General features: G+C 63.5%; 25 protein-coding genes. All 25 read right to left on the bottom strand.

The window, feature by feature from the left end; all coding sequences use genetic code 11:
• Positions 1-188: 188 nt before the first annotated feature.
• Complete coding sequence (locus tag ASG43_RS11535) at positions 189-833, bottom strand: adenylate kinase (protein WP_056504797.1); 645 nt, start codon at positions 831-833, stop codon at positions 189-191.
• A complete protein-coding gene (gene secY, locus ASG43_RS11530) occupies positions 830-2,173 on the bottom strand; it encodes a preprotein translocase subunit SecY (RefSeq protein WP_056504795.1) in 1,344 nt (447 codons plus the stop codon). Before secY ends, ASG43_RS11535 begins: the two co-directional genes overlap by 4 nt.
• Positions 2,174-2,368: 195 nt before the next feature.
• Complete coding sequence (gene rplO / locus ASG43_RS11525; protein ID WP_056504792.1) at positions 2,369-2,857, bottom strand: 50S ribosomal protein L15; 489 nt, start codon at positions 2,855-2,857, stop codon at positions 2,369-2,371.
• Between the two features lie 25 nt (positions 2,858-2,882).
• Positions 2,883-3,086, bottom strand: a complete 204-nt coding sequence (gene rpmD / locus ASG43_RS11520; RefSeq protein WP_056504789.1) for a 50S ribosomal protein L30 — start codon at positions 3,084-3,086, stop codon at positions 2,883-2,885.
• Positions 3,087-3,143: 57 nt separating this feature from the next.
• Positions 3,144-3,704 (bottom strand): 30S ribosomal protein S5, encoded by a 561-nt coding sequence (gene rpsE, locus ASG43_RS11515; protein WP_056504786.1) that lies wholly within the window; start codon positions 3,702-3,704, stop codon positions 3,144-3,146.
• A gap of 63 nt (positions 3,705-3,767) precedes the next feature.
• Positions 3,768-4,130: a 50S ribosomal protein L18 gene (rplR, locus tag ASG43_RS11510; RefSeq protein ID WP_056504783.1), complete on the bottom strand. Its 363-nt coding sequence runs from the start codon at positions 4,128-4,130 to the stop codon at positions 3,768-3,770.
• A 9-nt stretch (positions 4,131-4,139) separates the two neighbouring features.
• Positions 4,140-4,673, bottom strand: coding sequence for a 50S ribosomal protein L6 (gene rplF / locus ASG43_RS11505; RefSeq protein WP_056504779.1), 534 nt, complete (start codon positions 4,671-4,673; stop codon positions 4,140-4,142).
• A gap of 44 nt (positions 4,674-4,717) precedes the next feature.
• On the bottom strand, positions 4,718-5,116 hold the full coding sequence (rpsH, locus tag ASG43_RS11500; RefSeq protein ID WP_056504778.1) for a 30S ribosomal protein S8: 399 nt from the start codon (positions 5,114-5,116) through the stop codon (positions 4,718-4,720).
• 12 nt (positions 5,117-5,128) lie between these two features.
• Positions 5,129-5,434, bottom strand: coding sequence for a 30S ribosomal protein S14 (gene rpsN / locus ASG43_RS11495; RefSeq protein WP_056504775.1), 306 nt, complete (start codon positions 5,432-5,434; stop codon positions 5,129-5,131).
• Positions 5,435-5,460: 26 nt separating this feature from the next.
• Positions 5,461-6,018, bottom strand: a complete 558-nt coding sequence (rplE, locus tag ASG43_RS11490) for a 50S ribosomal protein L5 (RefSeq protein WP_056504772.1) — start codon at positions 6,016-6,018, stop codon at positions 5,461-5,463.
• Positions 6,011-6,334 (bottom strand): 50S ribosomal protein L24, encoded by a 324-nt coding sequence (rplX, locus tag ASG43_RS11485; RefSeq protein WP_056504768.1) that lies wholly within the window; start codon positions 6,332-6,334, stop codon positions 6,011-6,013. The genes rplE and rplX overlap by 8 nt, the downstream gene beginning before the upstream one ends.
• 11 nt (positions 6,335-6,345) lie before the next feature.
• Positions 6,346-6,714, bottom strand: a complete 369-nt coding sequence (gene rplN / locus ASG43_RS11480) for a 50S ribosomal protein L14 (protein WP_056504767.1) — start codon at positions 6,712-6,714, stop codon at positions 6,346-6,348.
• Positions 6,715-6,776: 62 nt separating this feature from the next.
• A complete protein-coding gene (rpsQ, locus tag ASG43_RS11475; protein WP_056504764.1) occupies positions 6,777-7,022 on the bottom strand; it encodes a 30S ribosomal protein S17 in 246 nt (81 codons plus the stop codon).
• 11 nt (positions 7,023-7,033) lie between these two features.
• Positions 7,034-7,234 carry a 50S ribosomal protein L29 gene (gene rpmC, locus ASG43_RS11470; protein WP_056504761.1) on the bottom strand — a complete coding sequence of 67 codons (201 nt, stop codon included), beginning with the start codon at positions 7,232-7,234 and terminating at the stop codon, positions 7,034-7,036.
• A gap of 12 nt (positions 7,235-7,246) precedes the next feature.
• Positions 7,247-7,660, bottom strand: coding sequence for a 50S ribosomal protein L16 (rplP, locus tag ASG43_RS11465; protein WP_056504758.1), 414 nt, complete (start codon positions 7,658-7,660; stop codon positions 7,247-7,249).
• 25 nt (positions 7,661-7,685) lie between these two features.
• Positions 7,686-8,393 carry a 30S ribosomal protein S3 gene (rpsC, locus tag ASG43_RS11460; RefSeq protein WP_056504754.1) on the bottom strand — a complete coding sequence of 236 codons (708 nt, stop codon included), beginning with the start codon at positions 8,391-8,393 and terminating at the stop codon, positions 7,686-7,688.
• A complete protein-coding gene (rplV, locus tag ASG43_RS11455) occupies positions 8,393-8,782 on the bottom strand; it encodes a 50S ribosomal protein L22 (RefSeq protein WP_056504751.1) in 390 nt (129 codons plus the stop codon). The genes rpsC and rplV overlap by 1 nt, the downstream gene beginning before the upstream one ends.
• Before the next feature lie 2 nt (positions 8,783-8,784).
• A complete protein-coding gene (gene rpsS / locus ASG43_RS11450; RefSeq protein ID WP_056504748.1) occupies positions 8,785-9,063 on the bottom strand; it encodes a 30S ribosomal protein S19 in 279 nt (92 codons plus the stop codon).
• 14 nt (positions 9,064-9,077) lie between these two features.
• Positions 9,078-9,914, bottom strand: coding sequence for a 50S ribosomal protein L2 (gene rplB / locus ASG43_RS11445; RefSeq protein WP_056504745.1), 837 nt, complete (start codon positions 9,912-9,914; stop codon positions 9,078-9,080).
• 21 nt (positions 9,915-9,935) lie between these two features.
• Positions 9,936-10,229: a 50S ribosomal protein L23 gene (locus ASG43_RS11440; protein ID WP_056504742.1), complete on the bottom strand. Its 294-nt coding sequence runs from the start codon at positions 10,227-10,229 to the stop codon at positions 9,936-9,938.
• Complete coding sequence (gene rplD / locus ASG43_RS11435) at positions 10,226-10,846, bottom strand: 50S ribosomal protein L4 (RefSeq protein ID WP_056504736.1); 621 nt, start codon at positions 10,844-10,846, stop codon at positions 10,226-10,228. Before rplD ends, ASG43_RS11440 begins: the two co-directional genes overlap by 4 nt.
• A complete protein-coding gene (gene rplC / locus ASG43_RS11430; protein WP_056504733.1) occupies positions 10,846-11,562 on the bottom strand; it encodes a 50S ribosomal protein L3 in 717 nt (238 codons plus the stop codon). The genes rplD and rplC overlap by 1 nt, the downstream gene beginning before the upstream one ends.
• A gap of 28 nt (positions 11,563-11,590) precedes the next feature.
• On the bottom strand, positions 11,591-11,899 hold the full coding sequence (gene rpsJ / locus ASG43_RS11425; RefSeq protein ID WP_007066362.1) for a 30S ribosomal protein S10: 309 nt from the start codon (positions 11,897-11,899) through the stop codon (positions 11,591-11,593).
• A gap of 161 nt (positions 11,900-12,060) precedes the next feature.
• On the bottom strand, positions 12,061-12,156 hold the full coding sequence (locus tag ASG43_RS22195) for a hypothetical protein (RefSeq protein ID WP_348271081.1): 96 nt from the start codon (positions 12,154-12,156) through the stop codon (positions 12,061-12,063).
• 3 nt (positions 12,157-12,159) lie between these two features.
• A partial coding sequence (gene tuf, locus ASG43_RS11420; protein WP_056504730.1) for an elongation factor Tu occupies positions 12,160-13,335 on the bottom strand: 1,176 nt, incomplete at its 5' end.

Below are 13,335 nucleotides of genomic sequence, written 5' to 3'. Positions count from 1 at the left end.
AGGTGGGGCCCATGGCCCCTTCTGGTAGGAAGAGCCGGACCGATATGTCAAAGCGACCGGTCCGCGCCCCGTTGAGGGAGCCCGCGCCGATCGCTGAGGATTCGCGAAGTGGTGCGAGGTATAAAGTTGGTGCCGTCCGGAGTCAACGGGCGGCTTGACAAGCACGATTCGCGCCTATCGCGCGGCAATCAGGAGATGATCCGCTCAATGTCGCCGGAGACCTCGTCCATCGAGTTCATGCCGTCGACGAAGGACAGGATCCCCTTGCAATGGTAGTAGCCGACCAGGGGCGACGTCTCTTTGTAGTAGGCTCGCAGTCGCGTGCGCATCGTCTCGGCGTTGTCATCGGCGCGACGTTTGAAGTTCGAATGGCCGCAGCTGTCGCAAACGCCCTCCACCTTCGGCTTCATGTCCTCGTCGTGATAGACGGCGCCGCAGTTCCCGCAGGTGTAGCGGCCCGAGACGCGGTGGACGAGGACATCGTCGTCCACGCGCATTTCGATGACGTGATCGAGCTTCAGGCCCTTGTCGGCCAGCATCGCCTCGACCGAATCCGCCTGGACCAGCGTCCGCGGATATCCGTCGAGGATGAAGCCGTCCGCACAGTCCGGCTGCTCGATTCGCTCCGACACGATGCGGTTGACGATCTCGTCCGACACGAGCCCGCCCGAGGCCATCACAGCCTTGGCCTGGAGACCGACCTCGGTTTCTGCGGCGACCGCTGCGCGGAGCATGTCGCCGGTGGAAAGCTGCGGAATGCCATGCCGATCGATAAGGCGTTTCGCCTGCGTGCCCTTACCCGCCCCTGGCGGCCCCAGCAGTATCAGCCTCATCGAGTTCCTCGTTTCCCCCCACGGAGCTTCGCCTTTTTGACGAGCCCTTCGTATTGATGCGCCAGGAGATGACCCTGAACCTGTGCAACCGTGTCCATGGTCACGCTGACGACGATCAACAGCGATGTACCGCCCAGATAGAACGGCACGCCAGCCCAGGATATGAGAAATTCGGGCAATAGACAGATGATCACGAGATAGATAGCGCCGATCACCGTGATGCGGGTCAGCACGTAGTCGATGTATTCCGCCGTGCGGTCGCCGGGGCGAATGCCCGGAACGAACCCGCCGTGTTTCTTCAGATTGTCGGCCGTGTCCTTCGGATTGAAGACGACCGCGGTGTAGAAGAACGCGAAGAAGGCGATCATCGCGGCATAGAGGAGCATGTAAAGCGGACGCCCGTGGCCGAGCGAGGCGACGACCGCGGTCGCCCAGCCCGGAAGTTCGGACGTGTTGGCGAAGTTGGCGACCGTCACCGGCAGAAGCAGGAGCGAGGAAGCGAAGATCGGCGGAATGACGCCAGCGGTGTTCAGCTTCAGCGGCAGATGCGACGTGTCGCCCTGGAACATGCGGTTGCCGACCTGGCGCTTCGGATACTGGATCAGAAGACGACGCTGGGCCCGCTCGAAGAACACGATGCCGGCGATGCAGGCGATCGCGACGACGATCACGAGCAGGATGATCGAAGCCGAGAGCGCACCCGTGCGGCCGAGCTCGAGAAGATTGGCGATGGCGGCCGGGAGATTGGCGACGATGCCCGCGAAGATGATCAGCGAGATGCCGTTGCCGATGCCGCGCGAGGTGATCTGCTCGCCGAGCCACATCAGGAACATCGTGCCGCCTGTCAGCGTCAGGATCGTCGAGACCCGGAAGAAGACGCCGGGATCGGACACGATGTTGCCCGACGATTCGAGACCGACGGCAATTCCGTAGGCTTGGATCAGCGCCAGGAGCACCGTGCCGTAGCGCGTGTATTGGTTGATGACCTTGCGGCCCTGCTCGCCCTCCTTCTTCAGCGCCTCGAGCGAGGGCACCACGGAGGTCATCAGCTGGATGATGATCGAGGCCGAGATATACGGCATGATGCCAAGGGCGAAGATCGCCATGCGCCCGACGGCGCCGCCTGCGAACATGTTGAAGAGGCCGAGGATGCCGCTCGACTGCTGCGCGAAAGCCTGCGCGAGCGCCTCCGGGTTGATGCCCGGCATCGGAATGTATGTTCCGAGTCGATAGACGAGGAGAGCGCCCAGGGTGAACCAGATGCGCTTCTTGAGGTCTTCGGCCTTGGCGAAGGACGCGAAGTTCAGATTAGCGGCGAGTTGTTCCGCAGCCGATGCCATAGATCAGAAATCTCCGGGTTGCCCCAAGGGTCATGGAGGTCAGCCCCCTCCCCCGAAGGAGCCCGAGAGATAAGCGGCCCGGCCTCGGCGATCAAGCGATGCTTGGATCCGGCGCTCGCCCGACCCGCAATCGGTTGGAGAAAGGGGCGCCATTACGCCGAAGGGCCGCAAAGCGGCCCTTCGAGTTCGAATGGTTCAGGCCTCGGCGCTGGCGGGCGCCTCGGCCTTCGCCGGCAGCGCTACCGAGCCACCGGCCTTCTCGACCTTGTCGACGGCGGACTTCGACGCGCCATCCACAGAAATCGAGAGCTTCGAGGTCAGTTCGCCATCGCCCAGGAGACGAACGCCGTCCTTGGACCGGCGGATGATCCCGGCGGCCTTCAGAGCCGCCGAGTCGATCGTGCCGGCGGCGTCGAGCTTGCCGGCATCGATCGCGGCCTGGATGCGACCGACGGAGACGACGTTGAAGTCCTTGGCGAAGATGTTGGTGAAGCCGCGCTTCGGCAGACGGCGGTAGAGCGGCATCTGGCCACCCTCGAAGCCGTTGATGGCCACGCCGGAGCGCGACTTCTGGCCCTTGACGCCGCGACCAGCGGTCTTGCCGGAGCCCGAACCGATGCCGCGACCGAGCCGCTTCTTCGAATGCTTCGCGCCCGGCCGATCGGAGAGTTCGTTCAGTTTCATGAGATTGACTCCTCGACGACCCGGATCAGACCTCGTCCACGACGCGGACGAGATGGCCGACCTTGGCGATCATGCCGCGCACGGACGGGGTGTCCAGAAGCGTGCTGCGACGGTGCATCTTGTTGAGGCCAAGACCGATCAGGGTCTGGCGCTGCTCGACGGGACGGCGGATCGGGCTACCGATCTGCTCGACCGTGACGTACTTGCCCGTGGAAGGGGTAGCGGACATGGGAAAACTCCTCAATCAGCAGGCAGGCGAACCCAACTGGCCGCCCGCCCTGCCCCATCAATCTTCGGCGCCGACGAGATCGCGGCGACGGGCCTGGAGCGTCGAGTACTTGATGCCCCGGCGCGAAGCGACGTCCTTGGGATGCATCGAACCCTTAAGCGCATCGAAGGTCGCGCGCACCATGTTGTAGGGGTTCGAAGAGCCGAGCGACTTCGCGACCACGTCGTGCATGCCGACGGCCTCGAACACAGCGCGCATCGGACCACCCGCGATGATGCCCGTACCAGCCTCGGCCGAACGGAGCAGGACCTTGCCGGCGCCGTGACGGCCTTCGACGTCGTGGTGGAGCGTGCGGGCTTCGCGCAGCGGCACGAAGATCAGGTCGCGCTTGGCGGCTTCCGTCGCCTTGCGAATGGCTTCCGGCACTTCGCGCGCCTTGCCGTGACCGAAGCCGACGCGGCCCTTGAGGTCACCGACGACGACGAGAGCGGCGAAGCCGAAACGACGTCCACCCTTCACGACCTTGGCGACGCGGTTGATGTGGACGAGCTTGTCGACGAAACCGTCGTCCCGCTCTTCGCGGTTGTTGCGATCGTTGCGATCGTTTCTTGGCGCCATGATCCTATCCTTATTCTTTTCCGGAGGCGTCCGAGAGGGGGACCCGCGTGAAGCGGGACCAGTTTAGAAGTTCAGGCCGCCTTCGCGGGCGGACTCGGCCAGCGCCTTGACGCGGCCGTGATAGATGAACGAGCCGCGATCGAACACGACGTCCTTCACGCCGGCCGCGAGCGCACGCTCGGCAACCAGCTTGCCGACAGCCGCCGCAGCGTCCTTGTCGGCACCCGTCTTCAGATCGCCGCGCAGACCGACGTCGAGCGTCGAGGCGGCCGCGAGCGTGCGGCCCTCAACGTCGTCGATGACCTGAGCGTAGATGTTCTTCGACGAGCGATGCACCGAAAGCCGCGGACGGCCATTGGCGATCTTCTTCAGCGAACGACGGACGCGCGAAGCGCGGCGCCGCAGAGTCTCTTTCTGGGTAGCCATGGTCCGTCCTTACTTCTTCTTGCCTTCCTTACGGACGATCGCTTCGCCCGCGTACTTCACGCCCTTGCCCTTATAGGGTTCGGGGCCGCGGTATTCGCGGATCTCCGCGGCGACCTGGCCGACGCGCTGCTTGTCAATGCCCGAAATTACGATCTCGGTCGGCTTGGGAACGACGATCGAAATGCCGTCCGGGATCGGATAAAGCACCTCGTGGCTGTAGCCAAGGGCGAGCTGCAGGTTCTTGCCCTGAAGTGAGGCGCGGTAGCCGACGCCGGAGATCTCGAGCTTCTTCTCGAAGCCGCCCTTCACACCCGTGAGGATGTTGAGGATCATCGTGCGGGACATGCCCCACTTCGAGCGTGCGGTCTTGGTCTCGTCGCGCGGATCGACGGCGATCGCGCCGTTCTCCATCTTGACGAGAACCTCATCGTTAACGACGAACTTAAGTTCGCCCTTCGGACCCTTCGCGGTGACGGTCTGCCCGTCGACGGAAGCGGTCACGCCGTCCGGCAGCGACACCGGCTTCTTACCAATACGAGACATCGTGCAACCTGTCCGTTTCTATTCGGATGAGAACCCTGCCAGCGTCAGACGACGCGGCAGAGGATCTCGCCACCGACGTTCTGTTCGCGGGCGTTGTGATCGGCCATGACGCCCTTCGGCGTCGACAGAACCGAAATGCCGAGGCCGTTCGCGATGTGCGGAATGGTCTTGGCGGACACGTAGACGCGGCGACCGGGCTTCGACACGCGGGCGATCTCGCGGATGACCGGAGCGCCCTCGTAGTACTTCAGCTCGATCTCGAATTCGGACTTGCCGTTCTCGAACGCGGTCTCGGTATAGCCGCGGATGTAGCCCTCGTCCTTGAGGACGTCCAAAACACGTCCACGCAGCTTCGAGGCCGGTGTCATGACCGACGACTTGTTGCGCATGATCGCGTTGCGGATGCGGGTCAGCATATCGCCGAGCGGATCTGAAAGTGCCATCTCGGTCTCTCCTTACCAGCTCGACTTCACGATACCGGGGATCTGGCCATTGTTGCCGAGGTCCCGGAGCGCGATACGCGACATCTTCAGCTTGCGGTAATAGGCGCGCGGGCGGCCCGTCACTTCGCAGCGATTGCGGATGCGCACCTTGGAGCTGTTGCGCGGCAGTTCGGCCAGTTCCAGCTGAGCGCGGAAACGCTCTTCCATGCTGGCGTCCTGGTCCTTCGTCACGACCTTGAGAGCGGCACGCTTGGCGGCGAACTTCTCCACCATCTTCACGCGACGATTGTTCTTCTCGATCGAGCTTTTCTTGGCCATCGAATTTGTCCTTTGCTCGCCTGTCGTTACTGGCGGAACGGGAAGTTGAACGCCTTCAGCAGCGCCCGAGCCTCGTCGTCCGTCTTCGCCGTCGTGCAGACGATGATGTCCATGCCCCACATCTGATCGACCTTGTCGTAGTTGATCTCGGGGAAAACGATATGTTCCTTGATGCCCATGGCGAAATTGCCATTGCCATCGAAGCTCTTGGGGTTCAGGCCGCGAAAATCGCGGACGCGCGGCAGAGCGATCTGGATCAGGCGATCCAGAAAGTCGTACATCTTGTCCTTGCGCAGCGTGACCTTCGCGCCGATCGGCATGTTCTCGCGAACCTTGAAGCCGGCGATCGACGTCCGAGCCTTGGTGATGACCGGCTTCTGGCCGGCGATCTTGGCAAGGTCCTCGGCTGCGACGGTCGGCTTCTTGGAATCGCCGGTGGCCTCGCCGACGCCCATGTTGATGACGACCTTCTCGATGCGAGGCACCATCATCACGTTGTCGTAGGAGAACTGCTCCTGCATGGCCTTGCGGATGTCGGTCTCGTAGACCGACTTCAGCCGCGGTGTGTATGTCGTCTCAGACATCGATCTGTTCTCCCGAACGCTTGGCGACGCGCACCTTGCGGGCGGTCTCGCCGTCTCCGATCACCTTGAACCCGACACGGGTCGGCTTGCCGTCCTTGGGATCGGCGACCGAGAGGTTCGACAGGTGGATCGGGGCTTCCTTGGAAATGATGCCCGCTTCCTGGCTCGCCGTCTGGCGGGTGTGGCGCTTGACCATGTTCACGCCCCGCACGACAGCCTTGTCGTCCTTCGGCATGACCTGGAGCACTTCGCCGGAAAGACCCTTGTCCTTACCGGCCAAAACGACGACCTTGTCGCCCTTCTTGATCTTCTGCATCGTCCGGTTCCTTACAGCACTTCAGGCGCCAGCGAGATGATCTTCATGTGGTTTCGGCCACGAAGCTCGCGCGGGACCGGTCCGAAGATGCGCGTGCCGACCGGCTCTTTCTTGTTGTCGATGAGGACGGCGGCATTCCGGTCGAACCGGATCACCGAACCGTCGGCGCGGCGGATGTCCTTCGCGGTGCGCACCACCACGGCTTTCATCACGTCGCCCTTCTTCACGCGGCCGCGCGGAATCGCCTCCTTGATCGAGACGACGATGATGTCGCCGACCGAGGCATACTTCCGCTTCGAGCCGCCGAGCACTTTGATGCACATGACACGACGAGCGCCCGAATTGTCGGCCACGTCGAGGTTTGTTTGCATCTGAATCATGTCAGGCCGCCTTCAAACTCTAACCCGGAAGACGCGGGGATTAGCGCCAACCGGAACCTATATCAATGGGCTGCTGCGCCGTCCTGAAGGACGATCCAGGTCTTATCCTTGGAAATCGGCTTTGTCTCCTCGATGGAGACGACATCGCCGACCTTGCAAAGGTTGCCCTCATCATGCGCCTTGTACTTCTTCGAGCGCCGCACGGTCTTCTTGAAAAGAGGATGCGTGAAGCGCCGCTCGACGAGCACGACGACGGTCTTGTCGTTCTTGTCGGAGACCACGGTCCCCTGCAAAACGCGTTTCGGCATGGTGTTCTACCTCAGGCCTTGGCCGTATCCGCCTTCTGGGCGGCGATTGTCTTGATGCGCGCGATGTCCCGGCGAACCTGACGGATGCGAGCGGTGTTCTCGATCTGACCCGTGGCACCCTGGAAGCGCAGGTTGAACTGCTCTTTCTTCAGCTTGCCGAGCTCGTCGGTCAGCTGATCGGACGTCATGGTCTTCATGTCGGAGGCTTTCACGTGAACCTCTCCTTATTCGGCGATGCGCTGGACGAAGCGCGTGCGGATCGGAAGCTTGGCCGCACCGAGGCGAAGCGCCTCGCGAGCCAGCTCCTCCGACACGCCGTCGATCTCGAACATGATGCGGCCGGGATGGACGCGGGCCGCCCAATATTCGACCGAACCCTTGCCCTTGCCCATGCGGACTTCGGTCGGCTTCGCGGTGACCGGAACGTCCGGGAAAATGCGGATCCAGACACGACCCTGGCGCTTCATCTGGCGGGTGATCGCGCGGCGAGCCGCCTCGATCTGCCGCGCCGTGACGCGCTCGGGCTCCACGGCCTTCAGGCCGAAGGTCCCGTAGTCGAGATTGGTACCGCCCTTGGCGGTTCCGTGAATGCGTCCCTTGAACGCCTTCCGGAACTTCGTGCGCTTTGGCTGCAGCATTGAACCTTACTCCGAAACCGTTGGATCAGGCGTGTTCGCGACGGCGCTGATTGCCGCCCGAAGCATCACCCTCGATCGCGCGACGCTCGGACGCCATCGGATCGTGCTCGAGGATCTCGCCCTTGAAGATCCACACCTTCACACCGCAGACGCCGTAGGCCGTATGGGCCTCCGCGACGCCGTAGTCGATGTCCGCGCGCAGCGTGTGCAGCGGAACGCGACCTTCGCGGTACCATTCCATCCGCGCGATCTCAGCGCCGCCGAGACGACCGCCGCAGTTGATGCGGATGCCTTCCGCGCCGAGGCGCATGGCGGACTGAACGGCGCGCTTCATGGCGCGACGGAAGGCGATGCGGCGCTCCAGCTGCTGAGCGATCGACTGCGCGACGAGCGTGGCGTCGGTCTCGGGCTTGCGCACTTCGACGATGTTGATGTGCGTCTCGGCGGCGGTCATCGAGGTCAGCTTCTTGCGAAGCTTCTCGATGTCTGCACCCTTCTTGCCGATGACGATGCCCGGACGCGCCGAGTGGATCGTGATGCGGCACTTCTTGTGCGGACGCTCGATGACGACCTTGGAGATCGCCGCCTGCTTCAGCTCGTCCATCAGGTACTTGCGGATCGCAAGATCCTCATGGAGCAGCTTGCCGTATTCGCCGGTGTTCGCGTACCAGCGCGAGTCCCAGGTCTGATTGATGCCGAGCCGGAAGCCGGTCGGATTGATTTTCTGACCCATCAGGCGGCCTCCTCGGCTTCCGCGACTTCACGCACGACGATGGTGAGGTGCGCGAACGGCTTCTCGATGCGGCTCGCACGGCCACGGCCGCGAGCGTGGAAGCGCTTCATGGTGATCGACTTGCCAACATAGGCCTCGGCGACGACGAGCGCGTCGACATCGAGATCATGGTTGTTCTCGGCATTGGCGATGGCGCTCTGCAGCGTCTTCAGCACCGTTTCCGAGATGCGCTTGCGAGAGAAGGTCAGATCCGCGACGGCCGCGTCCACCTTCTTGCCGCGGATCATCGCGGCTACGAGATTCAGCTTCTGGGGGCTGACGCGGATCGTGCGGGCGACCGCACGAGCCTCGTTCTCCTTGAGCTGACGTTCGAGCTTCGGCTTGCCCATCGTTACTTCCTCTTCGACTTCTTATCGGCGCCATGGCCGTAATAGGTCCGGGTCGGAGAGAACTCACCGAACTTGTGACCGATCATGTCCTCGTTGACGGAGACCGGGACGTGCTTCGAGCCGTTGTAGACGCCGAAGGTGAGGCCGACGAACTGCGGCAGGATCGTGGAGCGACGGCTCCAGATCTTGATCACTTCGTTGCGGCCGCCTTCGCGAACCTTGTCGGCCTTCTTCAGCAGGTAGCCATCGACGAACGGACCCTTCCAGACGGAACGTGTCATGAAGAAACCCTCTCTTACTTCTTACGCTGATGGCGCGAGCGCATGATGAACTTGTCCGTGGACTTGTTCTGACGCGTGCGCTTGCCCTTCGTCGGCTGACCCCACGGCGAAACCGGGTGACGACCGCCGGAGGTGCGGCCTTCGCCGCCGCCGTGCGGGTGATCGACCGGGTTCATCGCGACGCCGCGAACGTGCGGGCGCTTGCCGAGCCAGCGAGAACGACCCGCCTTGCCGAGATTGATGTTGCCGTGGTCGGCATTGGACACCGCGCCGACCGTGGCGAAGCACTGGCCGGACACCAGCCGCTGCTCACCCGAGTTGAGACGCAGGATCGCCATGCCGGCATCGCGGCCGACGAGCTGGGCGTAGGTGCCGGCGGAGCGGGCGATCTGACCACCCTTCTCCGGCTTCATCTCCACATTGTGGATGATGGTGCCGACCGGCATGGACGCGAGCGGCATCGCATTGCCGGGCTTCACGTCGATCCCGGTCAGGCCCGAAACGACCTTGTCACCGGCGGCGAGACGCTGCGGCGCGAGGATGTAGGCGAGTTCGCCGTCCTCGTACTTGATGAGCGCGATGAACGCGGTGCGGTTCGGGTCGTATTCCAGGCGTTCGACCGTACCGACGGCATCAAGCTTGCGGCGCTTGAAATCGATGATGCGGTAGGAGCGCTTGTGACCGCCGCCCTGATAGCGAGCCGTCACGCGGCCCGTGTTGTTGCGTCCGCCCTTCTGGCTGAGGCCCTCGGTCAACATCTTGACCGGCTTGCCGTTCCAGAGGCCCGAACGATCGACGATCACCAGCTGGCGCTGGCTCGGCGTGTTCGGCTTAAAGTTCTTCAATGCCATGACAGTATCCTCCGCGCGCTATCAGAGACCGGTCGACACGTCGATCGACTGGCCTTCGGCGAGCGTCACGATGGCCTTCTTCTGGTCGCTCTGGCGTCCGATGCGGCCACGGAAGCGCTTGACCTTGCCCTTGCGGTTCAGGGTGTTCACCGCGGTGACCTTGACGCCGAAGAGCGACTCGACGGCCGCCTTGATCTGCGGCTTGGTCGCCTTGTTCGGAACGTTGAAGACGACCTGGTTGTACTCGGACACGAGGGTCGACTTCTCGGTGATCACCGGAGAGGTGATGACGTCGTAGTGGCGAAGGTCGCTCATTTGAACCGCTCCTCCAGAGCCTCGACCGCGGCCTTCGAGAGAACGAGGGTGTGACGGCGAAGAATGTCGTAGACGTTGATGCCCTGGATCGGCAGCACGTCGATGTTGGGGATGTTGCGGGCCGAGCGCGAGAAATTCGCATCCAGCTCCGAACCGCCGATGAACAGCGCGTTGGTGAGGCCGAGACCCTCCAGCGTCGAAGCCATCGCCTTGGTCTTGCCCTCGGACGCGGTGAGGTCGTCGATCACGATGATCGAGGACGTCTTGGCCTTGGCCGAGAGAGCATGGCGGAGCGCGAGCGCCCTCACCTTCTTGGGCAGATCATGCGCATGGCTGCGCGAGACCGGGCCGTGGGCCTTGCCGCCGCCGCGAAACTGCGGAGCGCGGGCGGAGCCGTGACGAGCGCGACCGGTGCCCTTCTGCTTGTAGAGCTTAGCGCCGGTGCGGGCGATCTCGGCTCGGCCGAGCGACTGGTGCGTGCCCTGCTGGCGCTTGGCGAGCTGCCAACGGACCATGCGCTGGAGGATGTCCTCGCGCGGCTCCAGGCCGAAGATGTCGTCGGCGAGCGTCAGGCTGCCGGCATCCTTGCCGTCGAGGGATTTGATCGTGACGTCCATTACTCCGCTCCCTCGGAAGCTGCAGCGGCCTCGGCACCGCCCTTGGCGCGCAGACCGGCGGGCATCGGGGCATCCTTGTGGACCGCGACCTTGACGGCGTCGCGGATCATGATCCAGCCGCCCTTCGATCCCGGAACGGCGCCGCGGACGAGGATCAGGCCCTTGTCGGCGTCGGTGCGCACGATCTCGAGGTTCTGGGTCGTCACGCGGACGGCACCCATATGCCCGGCCATCTTCTTGCCCTTGAACACCTTGCCGGGGTCCTGGCGCTGACCGGTCGAACCGTGCGAGCGGTGCGACACGGAGTTACCGTGCGTCGCGCGGCCACCACCGAAATTGTGGCGCTTCATGACGCCCTGGAAGCCCTTGCCGACCGACGTTCCCGTCACATCGACCTTCTGGCCGGGGACGAAATGCTCGGCCGTAAGCTCGGCACCGACATCGATCATCTGATCGGCGGACACGCGAAACTCGACGAGCTTCTTCTTGGGCTCGACGGAGACCTGAGCGAACACGCCGCGCATGGACTTCGACGTATTCTTGACCTTCGCAAGACCGGCGCCGAGCTGAACGGCGGTGTAGCCGTGCTGATCCTCGGTCCGCTGAGCGATGACCTGGCAGTTCTCAACGCGGAGAACGGTGACCGGAACATGCTCGCCGGCGTCGTTGTAGACGCGGGTCATGCCGATCTTCTGTGCAATCACACCTGAACGCATGGGGCGTTATCCTTCCCGAGCTCGTCGATCAGAGCTTGATCTCGACATCGACGCCGGCGGCGAGGTCGAGCTTCATGAGCGCATCGACCGTCTGCGGGGTCGGGTCGACGATGTCGAGGAGCCGCTTATGGGTGCGCATTTCGAACTGCTCGCGCGACTTCTTGTCGATGTGCGGCGAGCGGTTGACGGTAAACTTCTCGATGCGAGTCGGAAGCGGAATGGGACCGCGTACATTCGCACCCGTCCGCTTGGCGGTCGACACGATCTCACGCGTCGAAGCGTCGAGAACCCGATGATCGAACGCCTTCAGGCGGATACGGATATTCTGGCCGTTCATGGAAATCGTCCTCTCGTCGGAATCGCGGGTTGGGGCCGCCGGAGTTCCGAGCGCCTAAGCAGTCTTCAGCCAATTCAGAAAGCACGCCCCCGAAAGGGCACGCCGCCCTTCCGGGCAACACACCGCCTGCCCATACAGGCAGGCGGTGTAGACGTCACGTCTTACTCGACGATCGACGACACGATACCGGCGCCGACGGTGCGGCCGCCTTCGCGGATGGCGAAGCGCAGCTTCTCTTCCATGGCGATCGGCACGATCNCTTACTCGACGATCGACGACACGATACCGGCGCCGACGGTGCGGCCGCCTTCGCGGATGGCGAAGCGCAGCTTCTCTTCCATGGCGATCGGCACGATCAGCTTGACGTCCATCGTGACGTTGTCGCCGGGCATGACCATCTCCGTGCCCTCGGGCAGCGTGACGACGCCCGTCACGTCCGTCGTGCGGAAGTAGAACTGCGGGCGGTAGTTCGTGAAGAACGGCGTGTGGCGGCCACCCTCTTCCTTCGTCAGGATGTACGCCTCGGCCATGAAGCGCGTGTGCGGCTTCACCGAACCCGGCTTGCACAGGACCTGACCGCGCTCCACGCCCTCGCGGTCCACGCCGCGAACCAGCGCGCCGATGTTGTCGCCGGCCTGACCCTGGTCGAGCAGCTTGCGGAACATCTCGACGCCCGTCACCGTCGTCTTCTTGGTGTCGCGGATGCCGACGATCTCGACYTCCTCGCCGACCTTCACGATGCCGCGCTCGACGCGGCCSGTCACGACCGTGCCGCGGCCCGAGATCGAGAACACGTCCTCGATCGGCATCAGGAAGGGCTGGTCGATCGGACGCTCCGGCGTCGGGATGTAGGCGTCGACCGCCGCCATCAGYTCGCGCACCGCGTCCTCGCCGATCTTCTTGTCGCTATCCTCGAGAGCGGCAAGCGCCGAACCCTTGACGATCGGAATGTCGTCGCCCGGATATTCGTACATCGACAGAAGCTCGCGAACCTCCARCTCGACCAGYTCCAGAAGCTCGGCGTCGTCGACCTGATCGACCTTGTTCAGGAAGACCACGATCGCGGGAACGCCGACCTGRCGGGCCAGAAGRATGTGCTCGCGCGTCTGCGGCATCGGGCCRTCCGCCGCCGAGCASACCAGGATCGCGCCGTCCATCTGCGCCGCGCCCGTGATCATGTTCTTCACGTAGTCGGCRTGGCCGGGGCAGTCGACATGCGCATAGTGCCGCGCGACCGTCTCGTATTCCACGTGCGCCGTCGAGATCGTGATGCCGCGGGCCTTCTCCTCCGGCGCCGCGTCGATCTGGTCGTACGCCTTGTACTCGCCGAAGTACTTCGTGATCGCAGCCGTCAGGCTCGTCTTCCCATGGTCAACGTGACCAATCGTGCCGATGTTCACATGCGGCTTGTTGCGCTCGAATTTGCTCTTGGCCAT

The sequence above is a fragment of the Aureimonas sp. Leaf454 genome (assembly GCF_001424685.1).
In the GTDB taxonomy this organism is placed as follows: Bacteria; Pseudomonadota; Alphaproteobacteria; order Rhizobiales; family Rhizobiaceae; genus Plantimonas.
This window is presented reverse-complemented; position numbering and strand designations above follow the sequence as displayed.